The sequence below is a fragment of the Saccharopolyspora karakumensis genome (assembly GCF_004349225.1).
Taxonomy (GTDB): Bacteria; Actinomycetota; Actinomycetes; order Mycobacteriales; family Pseudonocardiaceae; genus Saccharopolyspora; species Saccharopolyspora endophytica.
Genome location: NZ_SMLA01000009.1, coordinates 82,373 through 108,619, shown reverse-complemented (window position 1 = coordinate 108,619; position 26,247 = coordinate 82,373). Strand labels below are relative to the sequence as shown.

29 protein-coding genes and 3 tRNA genes are annotated in these 26,247 nt (G+C 69.0%); 14 read left to right on the top strand and 18 right to left on the bottom strand.

Annotation, left to right across the window (positions count from 1 at the left end; translation table 11 throughout):
* Positions 1 to 12: 12 nt before the first annotated feature.
* Positions 13 to 231, bottom strand: coding sequence for a helix-turn-helix domain-containing protein (locus tag E1202_RS09065; protein ID WP_132682153.1), 219 nt, complete (start codon positions 229 to 231; stop codon positions 13 to 15).
* Between the two features lie 51 nt (positions 232 to 282).
* Positions 283 to 1,170 carry an LLM class F420-dependent oxidoreductase gene (locus tag E1202_RS09060; protein ID WP_132682152.1) on the bottom strand — a complete coding sequence of 296 codons (888 nt, stop codon included), beginning with the start codon at positions 1,168 to 1,170 and terminating at the stop codon, positions 283 to 285.
* Positions 1,171 to 1,278: 108 nt separating this feature from the next.
* Here E1202_RS09060 and E1202_RS09055 point away from each other — a divergent pair, with 108 nt between their 5' ends.
* Positions 1,279 to 2,052, top strand: a complete 774-nt coding sequence (locus E1202_RS09055; protein ID WP_132682150.1) for a sporulation protein — start codon at positions 1,279 to 1,281, stop codon at positions 2,050 to 2,052.
* A gap of 146 nt (positions 2,053 to 2,198) precedes the next feature.
* Entirely contained in the window at positions 2,199 to 3,365 is a 1,167-nt protein-coding gene (locus E1202_RS09050; RefSeq protein WP_132682149.1) for a metallophosphoesterase family protein, read from the top strand.
* A 68-nt stretch (positions 3,366 to 3,433) separates the two neighbouring features.
* Here E1202_RS09050 and E1202_RS09045 read toward each other — a convergent pair whose 3' ends face one another.
* Positions 3,434 to 4,714 carry an MFS transporter gene (locus tag E1202_RS09045; RefSeq protein WP_207918519.1) on the bottom strand — a complete coding sequence of 427 codons (1,281 nt, stop codon included), beginning with the start codon at positions 4,712 to 4,714 and terminating at the stop codon, positions 3,434 to 3,436.
* A gap of 122 nt (positions 4,715 to 4,836) precedes the next feature.
* Between E1202_RS09045 and E1202_RS09040 the strand changes: the two genes are divergently transcribed.
* Positions 4,837 to 5,481, top strand: a complete 645-nt coding sequence (locus E1202_RS09040) for a TetR/AcrR family transcriptional regulator (protein WP_132682148.1) — start codon at positions 4,837 to 4,839, stop codon at positions 5,479 to 5,481.
* Between the two features lie 49 nt (positions 5,482 to 5,530).
* Positions 5,531 to 6,373, top strand: coding sequence for a GNAT family N-acetyltransferase (locus tag E1202_RS09035; RefSeq protein ID WP_132682146.1), 843 nt, complete (start codon positions 5,531 to 5,533; stop codon positions 6,371 to 6,373).
* A 45-nt stretch (positions 6,374 to 6,418) separates the two neighbouring features.
* Here the strand turns inward: E1202_RS09035 and E1202_RS09030 are convergent, their stop codons facing one another.
* From E1202_RS09030 to E1202_RS09015, 4 genes are all read right to left on the bottom strand, one after another.
* On the bottom strand, positions 6,419 to 6,796 hold the full coding sequence (locus E1202_RS09030) for a hypothetical protein (protein ID WP_132682145.1): 378 nt from the start codon (positions 6,794 to 6,796) through the stop codon (positions 6,419 to 6,421).
* A gap of 57 nt (positions 6,797 to 6,853) precedes the next feature.
* Positions 6,854 to 7,207: a YunG family protein gene (locus E1202_RS09025; RefSeq protein ID WP_235877945.1), complete on the bottom strand. Its 354-nt coding sequence runs from the start codon at positions 7,205 to 7,207 to the stop codon at positions 6,854 to 6,856.
* Positions 7,208 to 7,353: 146 nt separating this feature from the next.
* Positions 7,354 to 7,438: transfer RNA gene (locus E1202_RS09020), tRNA-Ser, on the bottom strand.
* 50 nt (positions 7,439 to 7,488) lie between these two features.
* Positions 7,489 to 7,917 (bottom strand): MarR family winged helix-turn-helix transcriptional regulator, encoded by a 429-nt coding sequence (locus E1202_RS09015; protein ID WP_132682236.1) that lies wholly within the window; start codon positions 7,915 to 7,917, stop codon positions 7,489 to 7,491.
* A gap of 167 nt (positions 7,918 to 8,084) precedes the next feature.
* Here E1202_RS09015 and E1202_RS09010 point away from each other — a divergent pair, with 167 nt between their 5' ends.
* From E1202_RS09010 to E1202_RS08995, 4 genes are all read left to right on the top strand, one after another.
* Positions 8,085 to 9,056, top strand: coding sequence for an ABC transporter ATP-binding protein (locus E1202_RS09010; RefSeq protein WP_132682143.1), 972 nt, complete (start codon positions 8,085 to 8,087; stop codon positions 9,054 to 9,056).
* Positions 9,053 to 9,823 carry an ABC transporter permease gene (locus E1202_RS09005; RefSeq protein ID WP_132682141.1) on the top strand — a complete coding sequence of 257 codons (771 nt, stop codon included), beginning with the start codon at positions 9,053 to 9,055 and terminating at the stop codon, positions 9,821 to 9,823. The genes E1202_RS09010 and E1202_RS09005 overlap by 4 nt, the downstream gene beginning before the upstream one ends.
* Positions 9,824 to 10,089: 266 nt before the next feature.
* Entirely contained in the window at positions 10,090 to 10,899 is an 810-nt protein-coding gene (locus E1202_RS09000) for a L,D-transpeptidase family protein (protein ID WP_235877907.1), read from the top strand.
* A gap of 50 nt (positions 10,900 to 10,949) precedes the next feature.
* A complete protein-coding gene (locus E1202_RS08995; RefSeq protein WP_132682140.1) occupies positions 10,950 to 11,363 on the top strand; it encodes a hypothetical protein in 414 nt (137 codons plus the stop codon).
* Positions 11,364 to 11,599: 236 nt separating this feature from the next.
* Here the strand turns inward: E1202_RS08995 and hisC are convergent, their stop codons facing one another.
* Positions 11,600 to 12,652: a histidinol-phosphate transaminase gene (hisC, locus tag E1202_RS08990; protein ID WP_132682138.1), complete on the bottom strand. Its 1,053-nt coding sequence runs from the start codon at positions 12,650 to 12,652 to the stop codon at positions 11,600 to 11,602.
* Positions 12,653 to 12,849: 197 nt separating this feature from the next.
* Here hisC and E1202_RS08985 point away from each other — a divergent pair, with 197 nt between their 5' ends.
* The 4 genes from E1202_RS08985 (at position 12,850) to E1202_RS08970 (ending at position 15,860) form a co-directional block, all read left to right on the top strand.
* On the top strand, positions 12,850 to 13,536 hold the full coding sequence (locus E1202_RS08985; protein WP_132682137.1) for a dienelactone hydrolase family protein: 687 nt from the start codon (positions 12,850 to 12,852) through the stop codon (positions 13,534 to 13,536).
* A gap of 65 nt (positions 13,537 to 13,601) precedes the next feature.
* Complete coding sequence (locus tag E1202_RS08980; protein ID WP_132682135.1) at positions 13,602 to 15,578, top strand: acetoacetate--CoA ligase; 1,977 nt, start codon at positions 13,602 to 13,604, stop codon at positions 15,576 to 15,578.
* A 79-nt stretch (positions 15,579 to 15,657) separates the two neighbouring features.
* Positions 15,658 to 15,747: transfer RNA gene (locus E1202_RS08975), tRNA-Ser, on the top strand.
* A 40-nt stretch (positions 15,748 to 15,787) separates the two neighbouring features.
* Positions 15,788 to 15,860, top strand: a tRNA-Arg gene (locus E1202_RS08970).
* Positions 15,861 to 15,910: 50 nt separating this feature from the next.
* Here the strand turns inward: E1202_RS08970 and E1202_RS08965 are convergent.
* The 6 genes from E1202_RS08965 to E1202_RS08935 all read right to left on the bottom strand — a co-directional run bounded on the left by E1202_RS08965 (position 15,911) and on the right by E1202_RS08935 (position 21,037).
* On the bottom strand, positions 15,911 to 16,840 hold the full coding sequence (locus E1202_RS08965) for a tyrosine-type recombinase/integrase (protein WP_235877905.1): 930 nt from the start codon (positions 16,838 to 16,840) through the stop codon (positions 15,911 to 15,913).
* A gap of 665 nt (positions 16,841 to 17,505) precedes the next feature.
* Positions 17,506 to 17,802 carry a hypothetical protein gene (locus tag E1202_RS08960; protein WP_132682132.1) on the bottom strand — a complete coding sequence of 99 codons (297 nt, stop codon included), beginning with the start codon at positions 17,800 to 17,802 and terminating at the stop codon, positions 17,506 to 17,508.
* Between the two features lie 667 nt (positions 17,803 to 18,469).
* Positions 18,470 to 18,658 carry a hypothetical protein gene (locus tag E1202_RS08950; RefSeq protein WP_132682129.1) on the bottom strand — a complete coding sequence of 63 codons (189 nt, stop codon included), beginning with the start codon at positions 18,656 to 18,658 and terminating at the stop codon, positions 18,470 to 18,472.
* 355 nt (positions 18,659 to 19,013) lie between these two features.
* On the bottom strand, positions 19,014 to 19,559 hold the full coding sequence (locus tag E1202_RS32090; protein WP_235877903.1) for a putative quinol monooxygenase: 546 nt from the start codon (positions 19,557 to 19,559) through the stop codon (positions 19,014 to 19,016).
* Positions 19,560 to 19,581: 22 nt separating this feature from the next.
* Positions 19,582 to 20,115 carry a DinB family protein gene (locus E1202_RS08940; RefSeq protein WP_132682128.1) on the bottom strand — a complete coding sequence of 178 codons (534 nt, stop codon included), beginning with the start codon at positions 20,113 to 20,115 and terminating at the stop codon, positions 19,582 to 19,584.
* Positions 20,116 to 20,155: 40 nt separating this feature from the next.
* Positions 20,156 to 21,037 (bottom strand): LysR family transcriptional regulator, encoded by an 882-nt coding sequence (locus E1202_RS08935; RefSeq protein WP_132682126.1) that lies wholly within the window; start codon positions 21,035 to 21,037, stop codon positions 20,156 to 20,158.
* 83 nt (positions 21,038 to 21,120) lie between these two features.
* Here E1202_RS08935 and E1202_RS08930 point away from each other — a divergent pair, with 83 nt between their 5' ends.
* Positions 21,121 to 21,966, top strand: a complete 846-nt coding sequence (locus E1202_RS08930; RefSeq protein ID WP_132682125.1) for a PhzF family phenazine biosynthesis protein — start codon at positions 21,121 to 21,123, stop codon at positions 21,964 to 21,966.
* A gap of 31 nt (positions 21,967 to 21,997) precedes the next feature.
* Here E1202_RS08930 and E1202_RS08925 read toward each other — a convergent pair whose 3' ends face one another.
* A complete protein-coding gene (locus E1202_RS08925; protein ID WP_132682123.1) occupies positions 21,998 to 22,177 on the bottom strand; it encodes a hypothetical protein in 180 nt (59 codons plus the stop codon).
* Positions 22,178 to 22,920: 743 nt separating this feature from the next.
* Positions 22,921 to 24,162 (bottom strand): MFS transporter, encoded by a 1,242-nt coding sequence (locus E1202_RS08920; RefSeq protein WP_235877901.1) that lies wholly within the window; start codon positions 24,160 to 24,162, stop codon positions 22,921 to 22,923.
* A gap of 70 nt (positions 24,163 to 24,232) precedes the next feature.
* Between E1202_RS08920 and E1202_RS08915 the strand changes: the two genes are divergently transcribed.
* On the top strand, positions 24,233 to 25,210 hold the full coding sequence (locus E1202_RS08915) for a GlxA family transcriptional regulator (RefSeq protein ID WP_132682120.1): 978 nt from the start codon (positions 24,233 to 24,235) through the stop codon (positions 25,208 to 25,210).
* Between the two features lie 48 nt (positions 25,211 to 25,258).
* Here E1202_RS08915 and E1202_RS08910 read toward each other — a convergent pair whose 3' ends face one another.
* Together E1202_RS08910 and E1202_RS08905 are read right to left on the bottom strand one after the other, a co-directional pair.
* Complete coding sequence (locus E1202_RS08910) at positions 25,259 to 25,465, bottom strand: hypothetical protein (protein ID WP_132682119.1); 207 nt, start codon at positions 25,463 to 25,465, stop codon at positions 25,259 to 25,261.
* A gap of 201 nt (positions 25,466 to 25,666) precedes the next feature.
* Positions 25,667 to 26,212: a YbaK/EbsC family protein gene (locus E1202_RS08905; RefSeq protein ID WP_235877899.1), complete on the bottom strand. Its 546-nt coding sequence runs from the start codon at positions 26,210 to 26,212 to the stop codon at positions 25,667 to 25,669.
* Positions 26,213 to 26,247: the final 35 nt, after the last annotated feature.

Sequence of the window (26,247 nt, the reverse complement as noted above, 5' to 3'; positions counted from 1 at the left end):
TGACGAGCGGGTTCAGGCCTGCACCACCACGCCCATCACTTCGAGGAACCGAAGCGCCAGCGGCTTGGCCGGGACGATCTCCTGCGCCTCGAAGCGCGCCACGTCGGACTCGGGTATTCCGGCCGACGCGGCGAGCTTCGCCTGGTCCCAGCCCAGCTCCTGGCGGGTGAGGAGCACCAGGCGGACCAGGTCCTCGGTGTCGTGGGGGTGTTCTTGCTCGGTTCCACTCACGCGCCGACCCTATCGGCGCAAGATCACCGGTCCGTCACCCTGACGCAAGGCTCACAGATCGAGTGCCGGTGCGATCTCGCGCAGCGCGGGCAGCGGGTCCGCGGACGGGTCGTCCCCGAGGACCTGGATGACCACGTGGTCCGCCCCGGCGTCCAGGTGGCGCTGCACGTGCTCGGCGATCGCCTTGGCGTCGCCGATCGCCACCAGGGCCTCGGCGAGCTCGTCGGATCCGCCGACGACGAGATCGGACTCGTCGAAGCCCTGCCGCAGCCAGGAGTTCCGGTAGTTCGGCAGCTGCGAGTACATGTGCAGGTGCTCGTGGGCGCGGCGCAGCCCGACCTCGCGGTCGGTGGTCAGCGCGACCGCCTGCTCGCTGACCACCCACTTGTCGGGTCCGAGCAGCTCGCGCGTGCTCGCCGTCTGCTCCGGGGTGATCAGGTACGGGTGCGCGCCGTCGCCGGCCGTGCCGGACAGCTCGATCATCTTCGGCCCGAGCGCTGCCAGCAGCCGGGCAGGCCGCGCAGCACCGGGCTCGACCTTGTCCGAGAGCTCGTCCATGCGCTTGAGGTAGTTGCGCATGGTCGCCAGCGGCTTGGCGTAGGTCCCGGCGTTGCCCTCGACGAGGGGAGCGTGGCTGACGCCGAGCCCGAGCACGAACCGCCCGGGGTGCAGGGCGGAGAGGGTTCGGGAGCCGGCTTCGGCGGCCGTGGCGTCGCGGGAGTGGATGTTGGCGATGCCGGTGCCGACGACGAGCCGCTCGGTCGCTCCGAGCAGGGCCCCGGCCTGCGTCAAGGACTCCTTGCCGAACGCCTCGCCGTAGAACAGCGAACCGTAACCGAGCCCTTCCATCTCCTTCGCCCGAGAGCGCACGTCCTGGATGCTCCAGGCATCGCTGGTCCACCACACGCCCACGCGGGACTGGAAATCGATCTGAGTCATGCCTCCGACGCTATACCCGCGCGGCCGTTGTCGCGTTTTCGCTGAGAAGTGCCTGAACAATGGGTAATTCGGGCCCGCGCGGCGGACGCAGCCGGAAGACTGGTGCGCATGTTCAAGAAGTTATTGGCGGCGGTCGGCGTCGGCGGCGCCGACGTGGAGACCGAGCTGCACACCCCGGGCGTGCAGCCGGGCGGTCAGGTCCACGGGGTCGTGCGGTTGCGCGGCGGCGAGGTCCCGCAGCAGCTGGACGGTGTGTCGGTCGAGTTCGTGACCCGCGTGGAGCGCGAGGTCCACGACGACGAGGTCGAGTCGGTGCGCGGCTTCGGCCTGCAGCGGGTCGGGGAGGGCGTGACCCTGCAACCGGGTCAGGTCGTGGAGCTGCCGTTCCAGGTGATGGCCCCGATGGAAACCCCGATCACGTTCTACGCCGGCAGGCACCTGCCGGGCGGTGAGGTCGCGATCCGCACCAGGCTGGAGATCAGCGGCGCGGTCGACGCCACCGACACCGATCCGGTCGGAATCGGCGCGCTGCCCGCCCAGCACGTCCTGCTGGAGGCGGTGGAACGCCTCGGCTTCGTCCTGCACCGGGTCGACTGCGAAGCGGGCCACCTGCGCGGAACCCGCCAGACGCTGCCGTTCTACCAGGAGATCGAGTTCCATGGCTCGCCGAACTACCCGCGCCTGAAGCAGCTCGAAGTAACCTTCATCGCGGGGCACGACGGCCTCGACGTCGTCGTCGAAGGGGACAAGAAGGCGGGCCTGCTCTCCAGCGGTCGAGACCTCACCAACGTCCTCAACATCGACTACGAGGCGATTCCCCAGGTCGACTGGACGGCCGAGCTGCACAACCACCTCTCCCGCATGGGCAGCGGCTGGCTGTGACGCCGAGCGGCCGCGGTCCGGCGGGCCGCGGCCGCTCCGCGAACCGTGCGATCCCGGACATTTCGGCTGTGGTCCCCGGGAGGTTCACCCGGGGATCACGTTGGTGGAACAAGCTTTCGTCGTTCCGACGAGAGGGAGTGAAAAGCGTGTCGAAGTGGGCCGTTTCGGGTGTGGGGCGTCGCAGCGTGTTCAAGGCAGGTGGGGTCGGAGCGCTGGCGGTGGCGTTGGGCTCGACCGGGCGGCCGACGGCTGCCGGCGCGGGCGAGACCTCGCTGCGGTTCAACGACAGCGGCAAGTTCAAGATCGTCCAGTTCAACGACACCCAGGACGGCCACCGCATCGACCGCCGCACGATCGAACTGGTGGAACGGGTGCTCGACAGCGAGAAGCCCGACCTCGTCGTGCTGGTCGGCGACCTCATCAACGGTGACCCGAACACCGAGCTGGAGGCCAAGCAGGCCCTCAACAACATCGTGCAGCCGATGGAGCGCCGCGGTGTGCCGTGGGCGGCGACGTTCGGCAACCACGACGAGGACTCCACCCCGAAGACCGGTTTCGCGGAGCCGGACATGCTGGAGTTCTTCCGCGGCTACCCGAACAACGTCAACGAGGTCGGTCCCGAGGGCGTCACCGGCACCGGGAACATGAACCTGCTGATCAACGACTCCCGAGGCGCCGCACCGGCCTTCAACGTCTGGCTGCTCGACAGCGGTCGCTACGCGCCCGAGCAGATAGCGGGCCAGGACTTCGAGGGCTACCCGGACTGGGACTGGCTGCGCGGTGATCAGATCAACTGGTACCTCGACACCTCCGCCGCCCTGGAGGAGCGCTTCGGGTTCCGGATTCCCAGCCTGATGTTCCACCACATCTGCCTCTGGGAGCACCGGTTCATGTGGTTCGCCAGCGTGGACGGCCGCACCGAGGCCGATCACGCGCGCGCGGTGGAGAAGCACGGCATCACCGGCGAGCGCAACGAGGACGAGTGCCCGGGACCGTTCAACTCCGGGATGTTCTCGGCGATCCAGCACCGCGGTGACGTCAAGGGCGTGTTCGTCGGGCACGACCACATCAACACCTACCAGGGCGACTACTACGGCGTGCTGCTCGGCTACGGGCCCGGCACCGGTTTCGGCACCTACGGGCTCGGCGGCGAGGGCAACCACCGCCTTCGCGGCGCCCGCGTGTTCAACCTCCACCACACGGGCAAGGACGTCACCGTCGAAACCCACAACGTCTTCGCCGCCGACTACGGCATCGACCTCTCCGACACCGATCAGAGCATGGACCCGTTGCCCATGCCCGAAGGTCGCTGACCCGAGACGCGGTCACCCCGGGGCGGTTCTGGTCCGACCCGTCCACGATCGATGCCGGTTTCGTCCGGTCATTTCGGGCCAGAACCGCCCGCGGGAGACTTCACGGCCGAGCCCTGGTCCAGCGGGAGGTCGCGGACGTGGCGGAGAGGTGAGCTCAGCAGCCACGCCGACGAGAGCAGGACGCCCGCGCCCGTGATCCACAGGGTGGGCCGCATCCCCAGCTGGGTGGCGCTCACCCCGCCCAGCAGCGCCCCGAACGGCGCCGTGGCGCGGAACATGAACCGGATCGTGGCGTTCATCCTGCTCATCAGGTGGTCCGGGCACAGCGCCTGGCGGAAGCTGACCTCCACGATGTTCAACGCGATGAGGCTGAACCCGCTGATCAGGCCGCCGACGGCGAACCACGCGAGGTGCCACCCGGGTCCGGTCAGCGGCACCAGCAGCATCCCGGCTCCGAGGCCGACGATCGCGATCCGCATCAGCAGCGCCTGCCCGACCCGGCGCGCGAGGGCGCCCGTGGTCAGCGCGGCCGCCACGGCTCCGAGCGGGCCGATGCTGGTGAGCGCACCGACCTTCTCGGGCGTCAGTCCGATGTCGACGGTCAGGAACGTGATCGTGATCGCGATGCTCCCGGCCTGGAAGAACACGACGCTGGCCCCGCTGCACGCGATCGCGCGCAGGAGCCGGTGGGTGAAGACGAACCGCAGCCCCTCCTGGATCTCGCTGATCAACCGGCGGTCGGCTCGCGGCTCCCGCCGTGGTTCGCTGCGCTTGATCGAGCGCAGCCACGCGGCCGACCACACGAAGCTCAGGGCGTCGACGACGAGGGCCAGGGGAGCGGTCAGCCACTGGACGAGCAGCCCGCCGGCCGCGGGTCCCGACACCTCGGCGACCGAGATGTTCGCCTGCAGCTTGGAGTTCCCCTCGACCAGGTGCTCCCGCTCCACCAGCCGCGGCAGGTAGGTCTGGTGCGCGACGTCGAAGAACACGGTCAGGATCCCGGTGATCGCCACGGTCGCGTACAGGTGCCCGAGCGTGAGCACCCCGAAGGCCGCCGCGACCGGCAGCGATCCCAGCGCCACCGCCCGTCCCACGTCGGCGATCAGCAGCACGGGACGGTTGCGCCAGCCGTCGCACCACGCGCCCACCGGCAGCCCCAGCGCCAGGAAGGCGGCCGTCTCCAGCACCACCAGCATCGACACCTGGAAGGGCGAGGCGTTCAGCTCCGCGAGCGCCAGCAGCGGCAGCGCGACGAAGCTGATCCTCGTGCCGATCTGGCTGAGCCCGTCCGCCACCCACAGGCGTCGGAAATCGCGATCACCCCACAGCGAATCCCGACGAATCCTCACCCAGACCTCCTCACGATCGCTCCTGGATGCTGCCGGTTCGGGACGCGCCGGGGAACCGCCGAGGGACTAGATCACAAGCCGGAACCTTGTTGTGGAGCGGGTGCTCCACTACTGTGCGGGGCATGCCCCGACCGCGCGTGCACGACCTCGATCAGCTGCTGGACGTCGCCGAACGAATCGTCGTCGACGACGGGCCGGAGAGGCTCACCGTGCGTCGGCTCTCCGCGGCCGGCGGTGTGCCCAACGGCGCGCTCTACCACGCCTTCGGCTCGCTGGCCGCGCTGCGCGGACGGATGTGGCTGCGCGCCGCCACCGAGTTCCTGGACCTGCAGGTGGCGCTCATCGACGAAGCCCTCGGCACGTCACCGGCACTCGAAGGTGCCGTGAACGCGGTGGTCGTCGCCGCCGATGCCCCGGCGGCGCTGGCGGATCGGCGTCCGGCTGCGGCTCGGATGCTGATGACGGTGCGCAGGGAGCAGCTTCTCGGGCCCGAGCTCCCCGAGGAGCTCGCCGACTCGCTGCTCGGTCTCGACCGGAGGCTCGTGACCGAGGTGCTGCGCCGGCTGAGCGCGGCGATGTGGGGACGGCAGGACGGCCCGAGCGTCGAGGTGATCACCACGTGCGTGGTCGACCTGCCGACCGCGCTGCTGCGCCGACCCCTCCGCGAGGTCGACGCGGACGGCGCGGGGCGGATCCCCGCCGACGCGAGGGAGCGCCTGGCGGCAGCCGTGCGTGCGGTCCTCGACCGCGAACCACCGAGCCGGTGACCGACGACCGCGCCGCCGCGAGCGGCTCACCCGGATCTGGAAGACGGACATGACCGACGAACCCGCGTCCTCGCACTTCCCGCCCGATCTTCTCCGCGGCGCGAAGAAGATCTCCGCCCCCACCGGCCTGACCGGTCTGCTCTGGACGGATGTGGCATCGCAGCTGCCCACCCCGGCCCGGGAGCACCTGCGCGCCACGCTCCCGTCCGTCGCGGTGCTGGCGTTCACCGCGACCACCGAGCAGTGCTGGGAGAACTGGCTCTCCGACGAGAAGCTGGACGAGCTGTCCGGCCTCGTGATCGTCTTCGACTCCACCGGTCTGCCCGTGGCGTGGGTGGCCAGCAACGACCGGCAGTTCGGCGGACGCAGGTGCTTCTACGCCAACTCCGCCGGCGTCCACCCGGAGTACCAGGGCGCGGGCCTGTCCAGCACGATCTGGCGGGCGCTGCTGCGCTCGGCGATCGTCGAGGCCGCCCCGCGCAGCCTGCACGCGGTGATGCGCACGGGGAACCCGCTGGTCTACGGCGCGTGGTCAGCGGCCACCGGCAGGACCGACGCCACCTGGCCCGCCCCGGGCCGGGCGATCCCGGACCACGTCCGGCGCATCGCGGCGGACGCCGCCGCCGACCTCGGACAGGCCGACCGGCTGGACAGCAGCACGTTGGTCATCACCGACGCCTACGACGAAGCCGGGTTGTGGACGCAACGCCCCACGTCCGATCGCACGGACATCGACGAGTGGTTCGCCTCGATACTCGGCCCCCGCGACGCCATCGTCCTCGTCGTCAGGTTCAACCCGGCCCGCATCGCCCTCGACGAAGCCCGCCGCAAGATCCGCCGCACCCTCGGCCTCCGCAGCACACCCTCCCGAAGCTCCCGAACCCGAACTTGACTCGAACGACAACGAGAGCAGGGGGACCCGTGATGCCGATCCGCCCTAGCCGTCGGTCCTTCGCCGGGACCTCGGGAGTGTTGGGAGGGCCTCGTAGGTGGCGGTAGCGCTCGGCTGGTCGGTGCCGGCCGATTGCGGGGCTTCACCGGTGAGCCACATCGTTTCCAGGTAGCCGTGGTTGGTCCAGGTCGCGGCGTGGAGCACGAAACAACCCGGGTTCGGCTGGTTCTCGCGACACCAGGCCAGCGCTTCCAGCACATCGCAGCCGGTGAGCACATCGCAGCCGGTGAGCGCGCAGGTCCTGCACGAGAGCCCGCGAAGCTGATCGTGCTCAGCGACTTGCGTCGACCACAGCTCGACCATGAACGAGGTGTGGTCCTCGCTGCTGCACACCCTTCGGTCGTCGAATTCTCGTATCTCCACAGCCACCATGATGCATGGCAACAGCCGCTCTCCGGCTGTCACGACCGCGTTGCAGGCCTAGCGCTCGAGACGTTCTCGAACTCGCTTCCGGAGGGTTTCGTACTCAGCGTCGAGGCGCCCGCTGCCGGGGCGGGGGACGGCTTCCCCGGGGCCGACGAGCTCGTTGGCGGCGAACTGCTCTCGGGTCAGGTCCAATTCGAGTCCGTCGCCGAGACGGTTCCACCAGTGGCAATCGACCCATTCGCCGTCGCGGTGAACATCTCCTCGCATGAGGACACCACCGAAGAGATCGTTGACGACGAGAGCCGTGGTGCCGCATTGGCCTCGCGCCGGGTTGTCGAATCGCCAGTCGGGAACGTCTTCCGGGGCACAAGTGTCAGCACCCCACGAAGCCCGAATCGCACGCTCCACCTCGATCAAAGACCTGAAGATCATGCGACGCAGCATCCCGAAGCCCACCGACAACGCAGGTGCAACTGAGACGAGAAGTGAGACGAGCAGCAACAGGGCCCGGTGGGGGAGATCCCGCCGGGCCCTGTTTGTGCTGGTCAACCGAGCGGAAGCGGCGGGATTCGAACCCGCGGTCGGTCTCCCGACGCTCGCTTTCAAGGCGAGTGCATTCGGCCGCTCTGCCACGCTTCCACGCCGCAGCGTAGCCAACTCCGGGTGGTCGGCCTACAGCCGGTCCGGGGTCATTCGAGGCTGCGGAGGTGGTCGGTGAGGCGGCTGAAGACCGCCGCGAGCGTTTTCTGCTCGTCGGCGTCGAGCAGGTCGATCATGTGGTCGCGGACGCCCTGGACGTGGGACGGGGCGGCTTCGCGCAGCTTGGCCAGGCCCTGCTCGGTGAGGACCGCGAGCACGCCTCGGCCGTCCTGCGGGCACTCCTGGCGGCGGACCAGGCCCTCGCTCTCCATCCTGCGGATCTGGTGGGACATCCGGCTCTTGGAATGCGCGATGCCGTTCGCCAGCTCGCTCATCCGCATCTGCATGTCCGGAGCCTCCGACAGCGAGACGAGGATCTCGTAGTCGGCGATGGACAGGCCGTGCGCGACCTGCAGTTCTCGGTTGAGCCGATGCTCCAGCAGGGCGCTGCCCACGATGTAGGCGCGCCAGGCCGTCATCTCCGTGTCGCCCAGCCAGGGGGTCAGCTGCTCGGTCGCCTCACTCACCCGGTCAGGTTACCGAGCTCTGCGGGGAAGCGTGTCCAGGTCGGAAACCTCCGGTTGAAAGTGGATTGCCTGGCCTCCGCTTTCCGCGACTAGCATCGAGTCCGAACCAGGGGGTCGATGTGTCGGTCGCGGTCGAGGTCAGCGAGCTGGTCAAGCGCTATCCCAAGAGCCGCGCCAACGCGGTCGACGGGCTGTCCTTCCAGGTGCGGGCGGGTGAGGTCTTCGGACTGCTCGGGCCCAACGGTGCGGGCAAGACCACCACCGTCGGCATCCTCACCACGCGGGTCCAGCCGACCAGCGGGCGAGCGGTGGTCGCCGGGGTGGACGTGGCCGCGAACCCGGTGGCCGCGCGCAGGAAGGTCGCCGTCGTGCCGCAGCGGGTGAACCTGGACCGCTCGCTGAACTCACGGCAGAACCTGATCTGGCACGCCACCTACCACGGGGTTCCGCGCGCCGAGCGGCATCGGCTGGCCGACGAGCTGCTCGACCGGATGGGCTTGACCGACAAGGCCAAGGCCCGCGTCGACGACCTCTCCGGCGGTCAGGCGCAGCGGCTGATGATCGCCCGGGCGCTGATCCACGAGCCCGAGGTGCTGTTCCTCGACGAACCCTCCACCGGGCTGGACCCGCAGGCTCGGCTGTTCGTCCACGACCGCATCAACGACCTGCGCGAGCAGGGCGTCACGGTGGTGCTGACCACGCACGACATGGACGAGGCCGAGAAGCTCTCCGACCGCGTCGGCGTCGTCGACCACGGCACGCTGCTGACCCTCGACACGCCGGAGGCCCTGATCCGCTCCCTGCCCGGCAGCGGAACCCTCGACGCCACGGTGCTGCCGGACGGCCACCACCCGGGCAAGATCACCGACGTGCTCGCCGAGGTCCGCGGCGTGCACCGGGTCGAGCGGATCAGCGCCGACGATGCCGCTGAGCTGCGGCTCCGGCTCTACGTCGACGCCGAGCCGGCCGCGCTGCTCGGCCCGATCGCGCAGACCCTGCACGAGCAGCGGATTCCGGTCAGCGACCTGTCGCTGGGCTCGGCGACGTTGGAGGACGTCTTCATCGACCTGACCGGACGGGAGTTGCGATGAGTTCGGTCCGCGCTTTCCTCGCCGTGCTCGGGCGGGACGTCTTCGTCACGGGCCGGGAGCTGCCGAGCTTCCTCGCGCAGGTGCTGGTGCAGCCGGTGGCGCTGCTGTTCATCTTCGGCAAGGTCCTCGGCGAGCTCGGCTACACCCAGCCCGGCTACGCGCAGGTGCTGCTGCCCGGCATGATCGCGCTCAACGCGTTCCTGGTGGCGCTGCAGAACACCTCGTTCCCGCTGGTCCTGGACTTCTCGTACTCGCGGGAGATCGAGGACCGGCTGCTGGCGCCGCTGCCGATCAGCTGGGTGGCGGTGGAGAAGATGCTCTTCGGCGCGCTGCGCGGGCTGTTCGCGGCGGTGCTGATGGTGCCGATGGGCGTGTGGATGCTCGGCCGGATCGACTGGGACCTGGGCGGTCTGCCGTTCGCGCTGCTGTGCATGGTGCTGGGGTCGGCGGCGGGCGCCGCGGTCGGGCTGACGGTGGGTGCGGCGGTGCCGCCGAGGCGCATCAACATCATGTTCGCGGTGATCCTGGCGCCGCTGATGTTCACCGGTGCGACCCAGTTCCCGTGGGCGCAGCTGGAGCACCTCCGCTGGTTCCAGGTGCTGTGCGCGATCAACCCGCTGACCTACGTCAGCGAGGGCATGCGCGGCGCGTTGCTGCCGGGGATCCCGCACATGGCCCCCAGGGTGTGCGTGCTGGCGCTGCTGTTCGCGACGGCTTTGTTCGGCGCACTGGGGATCAAGTTCTTCCTGCGCCGCGCTCTCGACTAGAGCCGTCGCTCGAACGAGGTAAAAGATCCACACCATCAGGTGATCACTGCTCGGTAACGAGGTTCCGGTGGCTCGTCGGAAAGCCTGTTTTAGCTGATCAGAGGCTGAATTCTCCTCGCGGCCGCTGCGCGGGCCGGTGTGGTGGTGCTGGATCGCCCGGATAACTTCCCGTCGGCATGTGATCTCTCCGATCAGCTGACCACCTCCGGGCGTCCCAAGGCGTTTCGGTCCGGAGGACGGCAGCGCCAACGGGCCAGGAGCCGATGATGAGCCTACGTCGCACAGCCGGACGCACCGCACGCGTGGCGCGGTCGCTGACGGCCGCCTCGCTGGGCTTGGCATGCCTCGCGATGACCGGTTGCGCGGCCGAGGGCACCGCGCCGGTGGAACGGCCTCCCTACGCCATGGCCAGGGCCGACCTGGGCATGCAGGCCGACGCCACCACGTTCACCGAATTCCCCACCGCCCCAACCGATCCCGCCCCGGGTGGGCTGACGGAGGGGGTCGTGCTGCGGGTGCAGGGCGACGTGGCCGTGCACCAGTCGCCCGGCGGGCCGGTGATCGCGAAACTGCCCGCCAAGCAGCTGAACAACCCCACGTGGGTGCCGGTCATCGCCGAGCACGGCCGGTGGGCCCAGGTCCTGCTGCCCTCCCGGCCCAACGGCGCCACCGGCTGGGTGCTGGAGGACGACCAGGTCGAACGGGCCCGCACGCCCTACGTCGTCGACGTCGAGATCGACGCGCGGCGGCTGACCGTGCGCCGGGACGGCGCCGTCGTCGGCGAGTGGGTGGTCGGCGTCGGGGCGCCGGATTCGCCGACGCCGCGCGGCCGGACCTACATCATGGCCGCGATCGAGGAAACGGTCACCAAGTTCAGCCCGATCATCCTGCCGCTGGGCACCCACTCCAACACCTTCAGCACGTACGGAGGCGGACCGGGCACGGTCGCGCTGCACGGCTGGCCCGACCCCTCGGTCTTCGGCCAGGCCAGCAGCGACGGCTGCGTCCGCGTTCCCGATGACGCGCTGCGCCTGCTGGCAAAGCTGCCACTGGGCACGCTCGTCCACCTGCGGTGACTTCGCCACGGGTGGAATTCCCCACCAGGAAAAGGAAGAGGAAGCGATCTATGCGCAAGACTGCTTACTTGGCGGGCGCGCTGGCCATGGGCACCGCGAGCATGGTCATCGGCGGCACTCAGGCGTTCGCCGACAGCACCGACAACGACGGCGTCAACGTCGGCAACGACAACAACCTGAGCGTGCTGCCGATCCAGCTGTGCGGCAACAACATCGCCATCCTCGGCGCGGTCGTGCCCGTCGCGTCCCCGCAGAACGTGGTGTGCGCGGCGAACGCTCCGATCGTGGAGGGGCCGAGCGAGCCCCCGGCGGAGGAGCCCACCGAGCCGCCGACCGAAGAGCCCACCGAGCCGTCCGAGCCGCCCGCCGTGCAACCGCCGCACGAGGTCTCGCCCGGCGAGGAATCGCTGCCCGAGGCGCCGGCACCCGTCGCGGTGCAGGGCCACCACGCGGTGACCGGCTGAAATCCACCCGGATGGATGGGCAGGCCACCTGAACGGGTGGACCCCTGTCGCTTTTGTAGCGGCGGGCCCGGCCCGCCACTACATTCCGGTGCTGCGTAGATCGCTACGCGTAAAAAGTGCGGTCGTTTCGGCTCAAACGACCGCATCCGCAGCGGTGGTGGTCGGCGAAGTACTCCCCCTCTCTTCGCCGGCCACCACCGTTGTTCTTCTCCCTCGCGGGAGAGCGGTTCTGAGCCTCAGCCGCCGAAGGACTTGGCGGCGGCCAGGAACGCGTCGTTCTCGTGCGCCTGGCCGATGGTCACCCGGGCGCCTTCGCCGACGAACGCCCGCACCACGACCCGGTTCTCCAGGCAGTGCTCGTTGAACGCGGTGGTGCGCTCGCCGAGCGGCAGCCACACGAAGTTCGCCTGCGTCTCCGGGGCCTCGTAGCCCATCGCGACCAGCTCGCGGTGCACCCGGCCGCGCTCGGCGATCACATCGGCGCAGCGCCTGCGGAGCTCGTCCTGGGCCTGCAGGGACGCGATCGCGGCGGTCTGGGCGAGAGCGTTGACGCTGAAGGGGATCGTGACCTTGCGCAGCGCCTCGGCGACCTTCACCGGAGCGATCGCGTAACCGGCGCGCAGCCCGGCCAGGCCGTAGGCCTTCGAGAAGGTCCGCATCGACACGACGTTGTCGCGAACCCGGGTGATCTCCACGCCGTCCGGCGCTTCCGGGTCGTCGACGAACTCGAAGTACGCCTCGTCGAGCACCACCAGGACGTCGCCGGGCACGCGGTCGAGGAAGGCGTTCAGCTCGGCCTCGCGCAGCAGGGTGCCGGTCGGGTTGTTCGGCGTGCACACGAACATCAGCCGCGTCGCCGGGGTGATCGCCGCCAGCATCGCTTCGAGGTCCAGGGCGTGCTCACCCGTCAGCGACACCTTCACCTGCTTGGCCCCGACGACCTGCGTGATGATCGGGTACGCCTCGAACGACCGCCACGGGAAGATGACCTCGTCCTCGGCGGTGCAGGTCGCCTGCACCAGCTGCTCGCACAGCGCGACGGAGCCGCAGCCGACCGCGATCTGCTCGGGCGCGACGTCGTAGTGCGCGGCCAGCGCCTCGGTCAGCGCGCTCACCCCCATGTCGGGGTAGCGGTGGACCTCGGTCGCGGCCTGGTTGATCGCGGTCACCGCGCTGGGCAGCGGCCCCTCGGAGACCTCGTTGCTGGCCAGCTTGATCGAACCGGGAACGGTCCGGCCCGCCACGTAGGGCGGCAACTGCTCCAGGTCGGCACGGGTGCGCACGCTCATCGACATCTCCTACCTCGATCCGTCAACCAGGACGTTAGTACGACGTCCCCCGCCCCCACACCACCACTGTCCGCTTCCCGCCTCGGTGAAGCGGACAGCCGCACCCCGATCACGATGAGGTGCTCTTCGATCGAGTGTTGGTCCGTATGGATGACCGTGTTGCTCGATGTTTACCTACCTGTGGTTACCTGCCGGACATGATCCAAACCCGTACCGAGACGATCGCGCTCACCGACGGAACGGGCCTGCGGCTGACCGTCGCCGAGCCCGACAACGTGGTGCGCGGGGGCCTCGTCTTCCTCCACGAGGCGCGCGGAATCACGGAGCGGGTGCGCAAGCTCTGCAGCCTCCTGGCCCAGGAGGGCTGGCTCACGGTGGCCCCGCACCTGTACCACCGCGACGGCACCGACGAGCTCGCCGAGGACCAGAGCGAGCAGGAGCAGGTGCGCAAGCTCTCGGGCGAGTCGATCCTCGCCGACTCCGACGCGGCCTTCCTCTGGCTGTCCGACCAGGGCGTTCCGACCGACCGGCAGGGGATCGTGGGCTTCGACATCGGTGGTTCGGCGGCTCTGGTGGTCGCGTCCAACCGCTCGCTCGGCGCTGCGGTGAGCGTCGGCGGCAGCGGCATCCTCGAACCGCTGTCGGCGGAGCTGCCGCCGCTGGTGGACGTCGCCGGCGAGCTGGCGTGCCCGTGGCTGGGTCTCTACGGCGACGACGTCGAGGCCGGTGAGGTCGACAAGCTCCGCGAGATCACCGACGCCGCCGAGGTCGTCACCGACGTCGTCCGCTACCCGGGCGCGGGTCACCGCTTCGACCTCGACGCGGACGCCGCCGCTGAGGCGCTGCGCCGCGCGCGCAACTGGTTCGACCTGCACCTTCGCTGAGCAGGGCACGCCGGGGTGATGTTCGCCCTGGCAGGGAGTGCCTCCGGTGGGTTAGGAAGTAGCCCATGACGACCGCACCGGAGCTGTTGTGGGAACCGAGTCCGGAACGAGTGGCCGCCAGCCGGATGGCCGCCTTCCGCGCTTGGCTGCGCGAGGAGCGCGGACTCGACGTGTCGGACTACCGCGCCCTGTGGGAGTGGTCGGTGGCCGACCTGCCCGGCTTCTGGTCGGCGATCGCGGAGTTCTTCGACGTCACCTTCCACGAGCGCGCCGACGAGGTGCTGGCCGAGGAGGTCATGCCCGGCGCCCGCTGGTTCCCGGGTGCGACGCTGAACTACGCCGAGCACGCGCTGCGCGACGGCGAGGGCAAGGGCGATGAGGACCTCGCGGTGGTCTTCGTGCGCGAGGACGGCCGCAGCGAGGAGATCAGCTACGGCGAGCTGCGCAACCGGGTCTCCGCGGCCCGCTCCGCGCTCGCCGAGCTGGGCGTCGGTGCGGGCGATCGGGTCGCCGCCCTGGCCCCGAACAGCCCGGAGACGCTGGTGGCGTTCCTGGCCAGCGCGAGCCTGGGCGCGACCTGGTCGTCGTGCTCGCCGGACTTCGGCGCCCGTGCCGTGGCCGATCGCTTCGTGCAGATCGAGCCGAAGGTCCTCATCGCCGTCGACGGCTACTGCTACGGCGGTCGCCGCTTCGACGTCCGCGAGACCGTCGACCAGCTGCGCTCGGAGATGCCCGGCCTGGCCACGACCGTCCTGATCGACTACCTCGGCGAGGAGCACCGGCTGCCGGGCGCGCTGGACTGGTCGGAGCTGCTCGCTGACCACCGGGGCGCGGCGCTGGAGTTCACGCCGGTGCCGTTCGACCACCCGCTGTGGATCTTGTACTCGTCGGGCACGACGGGGCTGCCGAAGGGCATCGTGCACGGGCACGGCGGCATGGTGCTGGAGCACCTCAAGGCCATCGGCCTGCACTGCGACCTGGGCCCGGGGGACCGGTTCTTCTGGTTCACCACCACCGGCTGGATGATGTGGAACTTCCTGATCGGCGGCCTGCTGACCGGGACCACGCTGGTGCTCTTCGACGGCAGCCCTGGCTACCCGTCGCTGTCGGCGCTGTGGGAGCTGGCGGCCCGGTACCGGGTGAACTTCTTCGGCACGTCGGCCCCGTACATCCAGAGCTGCCTCAAGCGCGAGCTGCGCCCCGAGGACGACTTCGACCTCTCGGCGCTGCGCGCGGTCGGCTCGACCGGTGCTCCGCTGACCACCGACGGGTTCCGCTGGGTGGCCGACGCCGTGGGCGCGGACGTGCAGATCGCCAGCGTGTCCGGCGGCACGGACCTGTGCACGGCGTTCGTCGGCGCGAGCCCGGACGTCCCGGTGTGGCTGGGCGAGATCTCCTGCCCGCTGCTGGGCGCTGCGGCGGCCTCCTACGACGAGTTCGGCGAGGAGCTGCACGAGGAGGTCGGCGAGCTGGTGCTGACCAAGCCGATGCCGACGATGCCGGTGTTCTTCTGGGACGACCCGGACGGGAGCCGGCTGCGCGAGTCCTACTTCGACACGTTCCCGGGCGTGTGGCGGCACGGCGACTGGGTCCGGATGACCGACCGGGGTTCGCTGGTGATCTACGGCCGGAGTGATTCGACTCTCAACCGCGGCGGCATCCGGATGGGCACCGCCGAGTTCTACCGCGTGGTGGAGGGCTTCGAGCAGATCGCCGACTCCCTGGTGATCGACACCTCCGGCGCGGGCGAAACCGACGGCGAACTCCTGTGCTTCCTGGTCCTGGCCGAGGGAGTGGAGCTCGCGGACGTCCTCGGCGAGCTGAAGGCCGCGCTGCGCACCGAGCTCTCGCCGCGCCACGTGCCGAACCGCTTCATCGTCGTCGACGAGGTCCCGCGCACCTTGAACGGCAAGAAGCTGGAGGTTCCGGTGAAGAAGATCCTCGCCGGCACCCCGCCGGAGCGGGCCGTGAGCCGCGACGCCCTCCAGAACCCGGCGTCCCTGGATCCGTTTGTGCAGCTCAGCAAGACTGCGAGGGAGTGAACGGCGGATTAAGGGCCCCCCTGTTCGAGGGCGCTGAGGGGGTGTGTAAAGTATTCTCCGGTGGCCGCGAAGGACGCCGGGAGGCTTCGCCTAGTCTGGTCTATGGCGCCGCACTGCTAATGCGGTTGGGGGTTACGCCCCCTCCCGGGTTCAAATCCCGGAGCCTCCGCAAGGGCCCTACCCTAGGGTGGGACCTGACAATTGAACAAGCGCCCGTAGCTCAACGGATAGAGCATCTGACTACGGATCAGAAGGTTTGGGGTTCGAATCCCTACGGGCGCACGTCTGGTCGAGACAGCAGAAACCCCCAGTTACCTGGGGGTTTCTTGCTTTTACGCCTCGCTCTCATCGTCGCCGCTGGCGTCGTCGGGAAGTCGGTTCGCCAATTTATCGCCAATTTTGGGATCGGCCGTCTTGACCACCAGCGACAGCGCCTCGGCACCAGCCCGGGAGACCTGCCCCCGGCCCATGTAGTTGTTGAGGGTCATCGACGGGTGGGAGTGGCCCAGCACGTCGGCCACCTGGCGAGCGGTAAGTCCCGCGTCATCGAGCAGGGTGGCGACCGTCTTGCGGAAGGTGTGGAAGGTCACCCACTCGAAGCCCGCCCGCTTCCGGAACGGCACCCACACGCGGTTCGTGAGGTTCGAGGCGTTGAGGTAGCCGCCCTGAGTGTTGGTGAAGATCGGCTTGTCCGGGTCTACATCGCCGATCGCGGCGTAGCGCTCCTGCAGCATCCGCACGCACCAGTCGGGGAGAGGGATCTCGCGGTCCGCTGCCTCCGACTTGCCCTTGTTGCGGATCGTGCCCCGGCCGCGAGCGCTGATGATGTTGCCGGTCATCGTCAGCACCTGGTTTTCCGGATCGAAGTCCGACCAGTGCGCCCCGAGAGCTTCCCCGCGGCGTTCGCCGGTCGCCACGAACAGCCGCACCAGGCCCGGCAGGTCCCAGCGGAGGGCTTCCTCATCGGCGTCGAGCTTGGCCAGGAGGTCGAGCAGCTCCTCAGCGGTGAGCGCTCGGGCCTTCCTCCGCTTGGTCTTGGCCTTGCGCTCGGTCAGCGGAGCGATCTCGCGCACCGGGTTCCTATCCACCGCTCCAGCCTGGACGGCGTAGGTCATGACGTTGCCGATCACTGCGCGGACGTGCCGAGCCAAGCTCAGACTGTTGGCCTTCAGTACGGACTGGCACAGGGCGTTGATGACCGGCGGCCGGATCTCGAAAAGCCGGATGTTGCCGAGTGCCGGGGGTGAGGGGGACAGGCGCATCGGCTGCGGTTCGGTCGTGGCTGCTCTGTCCTCACCCCATCGACCTCCACAAGGGCTATCAGCCCGCGTCAAAGGGGGCAAGCTTGGGTGCCGGCATCTCCCGCTGACATCGGCGGTTGCCCCCTTTGACACGAGCTGATGAGGGCTTCGCCAGGTCGACGGGGTGAGGACAGAGGCCCTCCCATGTGGGTGAAGGGAAGCAGCGCTTACCTCATCACGACACTTAGATGTTGTGTTCGGTGACATTGTTGACAGCGGTCAGGTCGTGACAAAGGGGGGTGTTCCGCGCGTCTGAGATGACGGTGCTGTCATCTGGGTCGAGGGTCTCGTCGCAGGTCGACCATCAGGCCCCGTAGGTGGTCGCTCCCGATGATCCGTCTCCGTCGTTGGCGCGCCCCGTCAGATTCCGTTTGTCAACGTCCATGCCCGGCGGCCCATACGCAGTGCAAGCATGTCCGCCGGGCGCAACCTGTGCACGTGCCATTCGTCAACACCGAGAAGCCCGGCGACCATGCCCAGTGCAAAGCATGTCCGCCGGGCTCCGGGCGGCGCCCCGGAGAGTGGTTGCTGGATGCGCAGGCAACGATCCTCGGATCCAGCGAAGGGCGCCTCGTCGTGATCCCTTTCGGAAAATCGGGCACAGGTTTTACGCCGCGCCCCGCATATCAGTCCTCGCCGTGCTGGCCGGAGGTGGCCGTGGAGTCGCCAGCCTCGCCCCCGTCGGAGCTGGGGTTGCAAACCTGGTCGCTGTTCGGCGAGACCACCGGAATGTTGATCAGGCAGCTCAGGGCGTTCGCGGACTCGCCGCCGTCTCCTCCGTTGCCAGCGTGACCGCTCTCGCTCTCAATCCCAAATTCCTGCTCCACCGAGTCGGGACCGCCACCGGCGAAGGCCGGCGAACCGAGGGCCGTAATGGCTGCCGCGGTGGCAGCGATCCCCAAAATCCGAGCGTAAGTGCGCATGCAATTCTCCATCTTTCGTCTCAACTTCAATAGCCGACTTATGAACGGTGCGTGGGGTCCCCCCGTGCCTCCCGTTGTTGATCGGCAGCGCAGACGTTAACGGTCCCGGGTGGCCCAAGATAGGACCATCACACCAACGGGAAAAATCAGCATACTTACGGGTGGGATGATTAAAGATGGCTCTTTATCGGTGTCGGCAGAAGTGAAAGTGTCTCGATGGCGACATTATTTCATGAAATATGTTCGTGCAATTCAGGGCGTCGCAGTCTTGCTGCGTCGTCGACCGCAGTCGGTTTTCGTGAATGGTCGCGAAATGATCTCGTTGTTGTGTTCGGTGAGGTTGTTGAGAGCGGTCAGGTCGTGACGAAGGGCGGGTCTTCCCAGCAGGGTGTGTAGCGCGACCCATGCACCCGTTGCAGCGGAGGAAGACCCGCACCATGCACCGTAACGCGCCTCTGACACCGGAGGGTCGCCGTCGCCTGATGCGTGTGACCGCCCAGAAGCGGCCGCTCGCGCATGTACGTGACCTCGACCGGCAACACGAATCGGCAGGTCTGCACCGCTGGAACATCCACTACAACTACCACCGAGCACATACCGCGATCGGAGACCAGCCACCAGCCTCAGCCACCCCGCACCGCGTCACCAACCTCCAGATGCAGAACACTTAGATCATGACTTTGGCTGCTTCGGCCGCGTCCAAGTCGGGAGTAGCGGCCTCGATGCGCCACTGCAACTGTTGGACGATGCCTGAGTAGTTGTCTGTCCACACCAGCTCCGCCCCTACCGGCGGTAACATGTCCATGTCGACGACAACGCTCGGACCGCTGTTGTTGTGAACCACTTCAGCCTTCACCACTTCCTCCACATGTAGCGAAATTGCACAAAGGGTCGTCTCGCCTACTGTCCCTCACAGTCGGGCGGGGCGCCGTAACGACGCTGTGCGCTGCGGCGATACCGGATCGGCGCGGTACGCGCCCCAGGTCGAGCAGGAGGGCTCGTATGGAGATGAAAGACGCGGAGCGGCTGCAGGCAGAATGGCGAGCCAAGGGGAGCAGACCTTGCGATCACCCTCATACTGAGGTGGAGACGATCGATCGCCGAAAGACGGCGACATGGCGTGCACAGCATGTGGCGCAACCTGGTGGCGAGGCTAACTTCCTCGCCAATCTATCGCCAAGAATCGACCGCGAACGACCGCAAACGACGGGTCACACAGGGATCGCTGAACGTTCCGCCGCCGCAGCGTACGAAGCATGTTCGCAAGCGATGAGAACCATCGACGAAGACGGAGACGCCATCAGAAGGTTTGGGGTTCGAATCCCTACGGGCGCACGTCTGGTCGAGACAGCAGAAACCCCCTCTCGCAGGGGGTTTCTTGCTGTCCTGGGGCGTGTGGTCAGAACGGCGGTCGGGTGGTGGCGATTTCGTACGCCGTGACGTTCACCTCTCACCTCTCGCATCTCGACGCCGGTGTCGGGGGCGTGGGCTCGTTCGCGCCAGGCTTCGATCGCGTCCCAGGACTCCCAGCGCTCGTAGTTGTTCACCCGGCCCGGGGTCACCGGGTCGGCCGTGATCGCGACGTCGAGGCATCCGGGGGCCTTGCGGGCGCGCTCGACGAGGTCGCGGTGCGCTTCGACGAACGCGTCCCGCTCGTCCTCGTCGACGGTCAGGTGACCGGCGATGATCCACATCTGTGCTCCGGGGGTTGAACCGAACAGGTTCTTGGAGTGACCGATCCGCGGCCCGGAAATCATCGGTCGCCGTCTTCCCGAGGGGTCAGGAAGCGTCCCGCGCGCGTTGGAGGATGCGCAGGGCGCCGATCTCGGCGACGTTCTTGGTGAGCTCGACGTTGACCCAGCCGGCCACGTCGCCGAGGGTCATGCCTGCGCCCCAGGGGAGTTGGGCGGTCAGGTCCGTGGAGTCGAGATCCGAGTCGGTCATGCCGCCCAGCCGTTCCCGCCACCGATCGTGCAGGTCGCGCAGCCACTGCACCGCGTCGCGGGCGTTGCCGGGCCAGTGCTTCGCGGCGCGCATCGCCTGAGCGTCCCCGTCGAGGCATTCCAGCAGGGTCGACCACCAGTACCCGATGTGCCAGGTGATCCAGCCGATCGTGACCGCAGGAACGGGATCCGGCTCCGTCTCGGCGAAATCGGCGATCCAGTCGCCTCTCTCGTCGGGCCGGACCGTCCAGTGGTGATCGGCGGGCGTCCACAGGCACTGCGCATCGCTGAGGCCCTCGGCGTGGTGCTCGAACAACGCCCACGTGATGTCGAGCTGTCGGAGCAGCAGTTCAACCCTGGGGACCGGCATGCCCGGATGCTCCCACCACCACCGGATCGCCGCGATCGAATCACCGGTCGGTGTGGAAGGACTCCGCGATGGTCGCGGTGATCGCGTCGACCGTCGGGGATCGCCACCTCCGCTCGTCGAGCACGAACGCCAGCGGGGCGTCGGGACGCGCGTGGGGAAGGGCTCGCAGGCGGTGGTTCCGGAGCGCGTCCGCGCACGCCACCTGCGGCAGGACCGAGAGGCCGAGACCGGCTTCGGCGCACGAGCGAGCGGCTTCAATGCTGCCGAATCGGGTGATCTGCGGCCGGATCGGGCTGTGCCGTTCGAGTTCGCGCACGAACTCGTCGCTGTAGCCGCACCCCTCTTCGAGCAGGAAGTAGGAGTGCTCGGCCAGCGTCGGCCAGGTCATCTCATCGCGGGTGCTCGGGTGTTCGGGGGCGGCGACCAGCTCGATCGGCTCGGTCCCGACGGGCAGCAGGCTGAGCGGTCGCGGAGCCGCCGCGCGGTCGAGGATCAGCCCGAGCCCGAAGCGTCCTTCCAGCACGCCCTGGAACGTCTCGCGGGTTCCGGAGGGGATCAGGTGGACCGTGACCCCGGGATGCTGCCGCCGCAGCGCCGCGACGGCTTTCGGAAGGCGGTAGGCGCAGACCGACTCGGGCGCGCCCACGACGACCTCGCCGGCGGGCTCCGCGGACGCGGTGTTCTCGATGAGCCGGTGCTCGGCATCGAGGACGGTGCGGGCGTGGTCCACGGCGCGCTGACCGGCGTCGGTGAGCCGGGCGCCGTCGGGAAGGCGATCGAGCAGTCGGGCGCCGAGGGCCTTCTCCAGCGCTTTGATCCTGCTGGTCACCGTCGACTGGACCAGGTTCAGCTCCGCCGCGGCGGCCGTGAAGCTCTCGTGACGGGTCACGGCGAGGAACGTGCGCAGCAGGTCGGTGTCCACACGCTCAGGCTATCGCCTCGCTCGATCGTGGCGATCGAAATCCATCGTTTGAACGAATGAGGAAGCTGGTGGACAGTGGACCCATGGCTGACATTCACCGCTACGCCGCGTTCACCTCGACCCCCACCGGCGGCAATCCCGCCGGCGTGGTGCTGGACGCGAGGGGCCTGGACGAGACCCGGATGCAGCAGATCGCCGCCGAAGTCGGCTACTCCGAGACGGCCTTCGCCTTCCCCACCGGGCCGCGGCGCTTCGACCTGCGCTTCTTCAGCCCGCTCGCCGAGGTCGCCTTCTGCGGGCACGCCACCGTCGCCACCGCGGTCGCGCTCGCGGAGCGCACCACGACCGGCGACCTCCACTTCGACACCCCGGCGGGGGAGATCGCGATCAGCACCGGCACCGACTCCTCCGGCGCCGTCCGAGCGAGCCTGCGCAGCGTCGCCACGACGAGCCGCGCCGCCACCGACGTCGAGGTCCGCGAGGCTCTGAAAGCGCTGCGGTGGAACGACGACGACCTCGACAGCGCCTTCCCGCCGCACGTCGCCTTCGGCGGCAACGAGCACCTGGTCCTCGCCGTGCGAACCCGGGAACGCCTGGCCGACCTGGACTACGACTTCGAGGCGCTCAAAACCCTGATGCTGGAGCGGAATTGGACCACCCTCCAGCTGGTGTGGCGGCAGGACGACGAGGTCTTCCACTCCCGCAACCCCTTCCCGGTCGGCGGCGTGGTGGAGGACCCGGCCACCGGTGCCGCGGCCGCCGCCCTCGGCGGCTACCTGCGCGCCCTCGGCCACGTGACCGAACCCCGCCGCTTCACCGTGATCCAGGGCGAGGACATGGGACGCCCGAGCCGCATCACCGTCGACGTCAGCCCCGACGACCCCAGCGCGACCGTGACCGGCGGAGCGGTCCCGATCCCGCTGAGCTGAGCCTGGCGCCACAGCCGTCGCGCCGGTGCGGTCAGTTGTCGTCGCCGTCCTCCTGCTGCTCACCGCCATCTTCCTGCTGCTGGTCGCCGTCCTGCTGCTCCTGCTGGTCCTCCTGCTGCGGGGGCTGGGCGAAGTCGCAGCCGGCGGTCGCGCCGAGCGCGAAGACGGCGCCGGCGACGGCGGTGACGATCCGGATTTTCGAGTTGCGCATAACTGGACGATACGGGCGACCGCGACGATTCGGCACGCCACGCCCAGAACCGAGGCCACAGCGGAGCCGGCCGCCATGGCCGAAACCCGCCAGCGATCGGCTCCGCGGCGCCGCACGGCGGTGGTCACGGAGCTGAACCTGGAGGAGCAGTCTGCGTGATCACCGGCGGCAGCAAAAGCACGGTCTCTCCCGGCCCCGTGCGCACCCCATGCGGACGGACCCGGGCCGTTCGCGGACGTGTTCGCCGATCAGGCGAGCACCACGCGGGCCGACGTGATGGACCGGCTGCTGCCCGAGATGATGTCGATCTCCAGCGGCCGGGTCGCCGATCGGAGGAGATCGCCGACCTACCGTTCAGCTGTTTCTGCCGGTCTTCCCGCTGCGCGCGGACAGCGCGGTCTCGTCAGGTGAGTCTTGCAGCGATTTGTCGCACTGCCGTTCGGCTCAAGATCACTCAAACAGGGGCGATCACGCACAGTGATAGAGCATGCCGCGAAACGAGCTCGTCCGCACGAACGACTGGTTCCCATGCACCCGCTGCAGCAATGAGATCGGCTCCCCAAGAGCTTCCAAGGGCCGATCCACTTAAGGAGAGCGGTGGCAGCACCGCGGGCAATCCTTGGCAAGCTCTTGAAGAGCCGATATCAGTACTGTAACCGCTCTCGGGCCCTCCGGTCGAGTCCCTTTCGCGCTCCACGCCTCACCGCCCAATTGGGCTAAAAGCGCTGCCTCATCGTCGGATCTCAGCGTGCGCACGTCGCTCGAGCGGGGGTGTTCGCGAGTCGGGGGATGCGGGTGGCGAGGAGGGCTGCTGTCAGGCACAAGGCGCCGGTGGCGGGCCAGAGGAGGGCGTAGGTGCCGGTGAGGTCTCGGGTGAGGCCGCCGAGGAACGCCAGGGTTCCGGCGCCGAGCTGGTGGGCGACGCTGATCCAGCCGAAGGCGATCGGGCCGTCGGTGCCGTAGAGCTCCCGGCACAGGGCGATGGTCGGCGGGACCGTGGCCACGTCGAGCAGGCCGAACACCACCACGAACGCGAGCATCCCCGGCTGCACGGACGGCCCGAACACGCCGGGCAGCAGCATCAGCGAGACGCCGCGCAGCGCGTAGTAGGCGGTCAGCAGCAGGCGTGGGTTCAGGCGGTCGGTGAGCCAGCCGGAGCCGACCGTGCCCAGCACGTTGACCACGCCGATGACCGCCAGCAGCGAGGACGCGACGCCGGTCGGCATCCCGTGGTCGTGGGCGGCCGGGGTGAAGTGGGTCCACATGATGCCGTTCGTCGATGCTCCGCAGACCGCGAAAGTGGTAGCGAGCAGCCAGAAGGCGCCGCTGCGCAGCGGGAGGGCGCGCACCGCGCGGGTCACCGACGCGGGCGCGGACGGCGGTTCCGGGTGCGTCGCGCCGTAGGGGAGCAGGCCGACGTCGGCGGGACGGTCCCGCAGCACCGCCCAGGCGAGCGGGGTGACCAGCAGGGCGACCCCGACCAGCGCGCCGGTGGCCGCGTGCCAGTCGAAGTCGACCAGCAGCGAGAACACCGGCAGCAGCGCGAACTGGCCGAACACCGTGGCGGCGGTGAGCACACCCGTCACCAGTCCGCGCCGGGCGGCGAACCAGCGGTCCGCCACCAGCGCGGCGAACGTCGTGGCCAGCGCGCCGCAGCCGGTGCCGACGAGCACGCCCCAGCCCAGCACGAATTGCCACGGCGCGGTCATCGCGGTCGTCAGGCCCGCGCCGGAGGCGATCAGCAGCAGGGCGGCGGCGACCGTCCGGCGCATGCCGAAGCGGTCCATCGCGGCGGCTCCGAACGGCGCGGTCAACCCGTACAGCACGAGGTTCACCGAGGCGGCCGCGCTGATCGTGCCGTGCGGCCAGCCGAACTCGTGGTGCAGCGGGGTCACCAGCAGTCCGGCGGTCGTGGCGCAGGCGCCGGCTCCGATGATCACCAGGGCGGTCACCGCGGCGACCCACCAGGCTCGATGAAGGGACATGCCCTCACCCTGCGATCCGGTCGGGCTCGCGACGAGTGGCCTGATGGCCAACATGTGAAAGGATCGGGCCATGTCCACTCGGGTGGCGGTGCTGGTCCGCGACGGCGTGATGCCGATGGAGCTGGGCTTGGTCCACCAGCTGTTCGGCAGCGCCCGCTCGTCCTCCGGCGAACCGCTGTACGAGGTCGTGACCTGCGCGGTCGTGCCGGGAGTGATCCGCACCGATGCGGACTTCCCGATCCACGTCGAGCGCGGAGCGGACGCGCTCGACTGCGCGGACACCGTCGTCCTGCCCGCCAGCCACGAGCCGGACGAGACCGAGACGGAGGGGTGGTTGCCGTCCGCCCTGGCCGCCGCGCTCGCGCGGATCCCCGACGGCGCGCGGATCGCGTCGATCTGCACGGGTTCGTTCGTGCTGGCCGCGGCCGGGCTGCTCGACGGCAGGCGGGCGACCACGCACTGGAAGTCCTGCGATCACTTCCGCCGGCTGTTCCCGCAGGTCGAGCTGGTGCCGGACGTGCTCTACACCGACGACGGCAACGTGCTGACCTCGGCGGGGGAGGCGTCCGGCATCGACCTGTGCCTGCACCTGATCCGCCGCGACCACGGGGCGGCGGTGGCCAACGAGGTCGCGCGCACCACCGTCGTTCCGCCGCATCGGGAGGGCGGCCAGGCGCAGTACATCCGCCGGCCCGTTCCGGAGCCGCGGATCTCGACGACCTCGCGGGCGCGCGCGTGGGCTCTCGAGCACCTCGACCGGCCGCTCACGCTGCGTGAACTCGCCGCGCAGGACTCGCTGAGCGTGCGCACCTTCACCCGGCGATTCCGCGAGGAAGTCGGCATTTCTCCGGTGCAGTGGATTACCAGGCAGCGCATCGAACGCGCGCGACAACTGTTGGAGGAAACCGACCATCCGGTCGAGAAAATCGCAAGCGATTCAGGATTTGGAACCGCTGCATCGTTGCGCCAGAACCTGCAAGGTGAACTGGGTGTTTCCCCGAGCGCCTACCGCGCGACATTTCGCGGCGTGCCCAGGTCCGATCCGTAGGTGAGGCCCCGCCGGGTGTGGCCGGCGGGGCCTCGGTCCGCGAGCGGGTCAGCCGATGATGCCTGCGTTGATGATGGAGGTGTCGTTGTCGTTCACGGTGGTGTCCCAGTCCCACCAGTTGCAGGAGTAGTGGACGCACTTCCCGTGGCCACCTCCGCGCGCCTCCATGTCGCCTGCGGAGGCAAGGCCTGCTCCGGCGAAAGCGAGCGGCAGGATGAACGCACCGACGACAATGGGACGAAGCAGCGAACGCATAATTGCCTTCCTTCCAATTCGGCTTGCCCGGTGGTATTTCTGGATCAGGCTGACCCGGAATCGGGCAAAACAAGGTGTACCTGCTGGACCCCCCGGTTGCAGATGCTCCGACGGGGTCTTCACCGAAAAGTGTTCCGCCTCGTGAATCATTGCCCGGCGCAGCTGAATTCATCCGGCGAACGGGTGGCTTCCGCGCGCTTGTCACCTTGAGTGTTGAAAGCGAATCCAAAAGGGTGGTTTGCGGTGACGCGGTGCTGAGGCCGCCGCCAGGTCGCCTCGCACCAGACGTAAAAGGCTTCCCCTGACGGTGGCGTTCAGGATTGGGCGACGTCGACCGCGGATCCGCCGGTGATCCGCAGCAGCTCGACGAAGTTCGTCGGGAACATCGCGTGCTTGCTGCCGGCCCCCGCCCAGACCGTCGGATGCGCGGCCAGCACGCGGCCCGACGCCGCCGACCGGCTGACCGGTCGCCTCCGCGACGAACTCCGGACTGGCCCGCCGGATCTCGCGGACCCCGAGCGACCGCTCCAGGCCTCGCGTGTCGACCCCGTGCGCGCCGCTGGGGATCACCAGCAGGGGGTGGCCGTCCGCGGTGAACACGAGGCTGTTGGCGATCGCGCCGACCTCGCAGCCCAGCTGCTCGGCGGCCGCCGCGGCCGTGGGCACCTCGGTGTCGAACTCGACGACCTCGCCCTCGGCGCCGAGGGCGCGCAGCCGTTCGGTGAACGCGTCCGTCATGTTGCTCATGCCGCCGCGCAGACTATTGATCTGCGCGGCACGGC

Bases quoted from the DNA above. Each gene is read 5' to 3' on its own strand.
- E1202_RS08930 (WP_132682125.1), top strand. From the start codon at position 21,121: ATGGCTGACATTCACCGCTACGCCGCGTTCACCTCGACCCCCACCGGC.
- E1202_RS08910 (WP_132682119.1), bottom strand. From the start codon at position 25,465: ATGCGTTCGCTGCTTCGTCCCATTGTCGTCGGTGCGTTCATCCTGCCG.
- E1202_RS08995 (WP_132682140.1), top strand. From the start codon at position 10,950: ATGCGCAAGACTGCTTACTTGGCGGGCGCGCTGGCCATGGGCACCGCG.
- E1202_RS08915 (WP_132682120.1), top strand. From the start codon at position 24,233: ATGTCCACTCGGGTGGCGGTGCTGGTCCGCGACGGCGTGATGCCGATG.
- E1202_RS09000 (WP_235877907.1), top strand. From the start codon at position 10,090: ATGAGCCTACGTCGCACAGCCGGACGCACCGCACGCGTGGCGCGGTCG.
- E1202_RS09060 (WP_132682152.1), bottom strand. From the start codon at position 1,170: ATGACTCAGATCGATTTCCAGTCCCGCGTGGGCGTGTGGTGGACCAGC.
- E1202_RS08905 (WP_235877899.1), bottom strand. From the start codon at position 26,212: ATGAGCAACATGACGGACGCGTTCACCGAACGGCTGCGCGCCCTCGGC.
- E1202_RS09015 (WP_132682236.1), bottom strand. From the start codon at position 7,917: ATGACGGCCTGGCGCGCCTACATCGTGGGCAGCGCCCTGCTGGAGCAT.
- E1202_RS09040 (WP_132682148.1), top strand. From the start codon at position 4,837: ATGCCCCGACCGCGCGTGCACGACCTCGATCAGCTGCTGGACGTCGCC.
- E1202_RS09005 (WP_132682141.1), top strand. From the start codon at position 9,053: ATGAGTTCGGTCCGCGCTTTCCTCGCCGTGCTCGGGCGGGACGTCTTC.
- E1202_RS09055 (WP_132682150.1), top strand. From the start codon at position 1,279: ATGTTCAAGAAGTTATTGGCGGCGGTCGGCGTCGGCGGCGCCGACGTG.
- E1202_RS08920 (WP_235877901.1), bottom strand. From the start codon at position 24,162: ATGTCCCTTCATCGAGCCTGGTGGGTCGCCGCGGTGACCGCCCTGGTG.
- E1202_RS08965 (WP_235877905.1), bottom strand. From the start codon at position 16,840: ATGCGCCTGTCCCCCTCACCCCCGGCACTCGGCAACATCCGGCTTTTC.
- E1202_RS08925 (WP_132682123.1), bottom strand. From the start codon at position 22,177: ATGCGCAACTCGAAAATCCGGATCGTCACCGCCGTCGCCGGCGCCGTC.
- E1202_RS08980 (WP_132682135.1), top strand. From the start codon at position 13,602: ATGACGACCGCACCGGAGCTGTTGTGGGAACCGAGTCCGGAACGAGTG.
- hisC (WP_132682138.1), bottom strand. From the start codon at position 12,652: ATGAGCGTGCGCACCCGTGCCGACCTGGAGCAGTTGCCGCCCTACGTG.
- E1202_RS08985 (WP_132682137.1), top strand. From the start codon at position 12,850: ATGATCCAAACCCGTACCGAGACGATCGCGCTCACCGACGGAACGGGC.
- E1202_RS32090 (WP_235877903.1), bottom strand. From the start codon at position 19,559: ATGATTTCCGGGCCGCGGATCGGTCACTCCAAGAACCTGTTCGGTTCA.
- E1202_RS09035 (WP_132682146.1), top strand. From the start codon at position 5,531: ATGACCGACGAACCCGCGTCCTCGCACTTCCCGCCCGATCTTCTCCGC.
- E1202_RS08960 (WP_132682132.1), bottom strand. From the start codon at position 17,802: ATGCGCACTTACGCTCGGATTTTGGGGATCGCTGCCACCGCGGCAGCC.
- E1202_RS08940 (WP_132682128.1), bottom strand. From the start codon at position 20,115: ATGCCGGTCCCCAGGGTTGAACTGCTGCTCCGACAGCTCGACATCACG.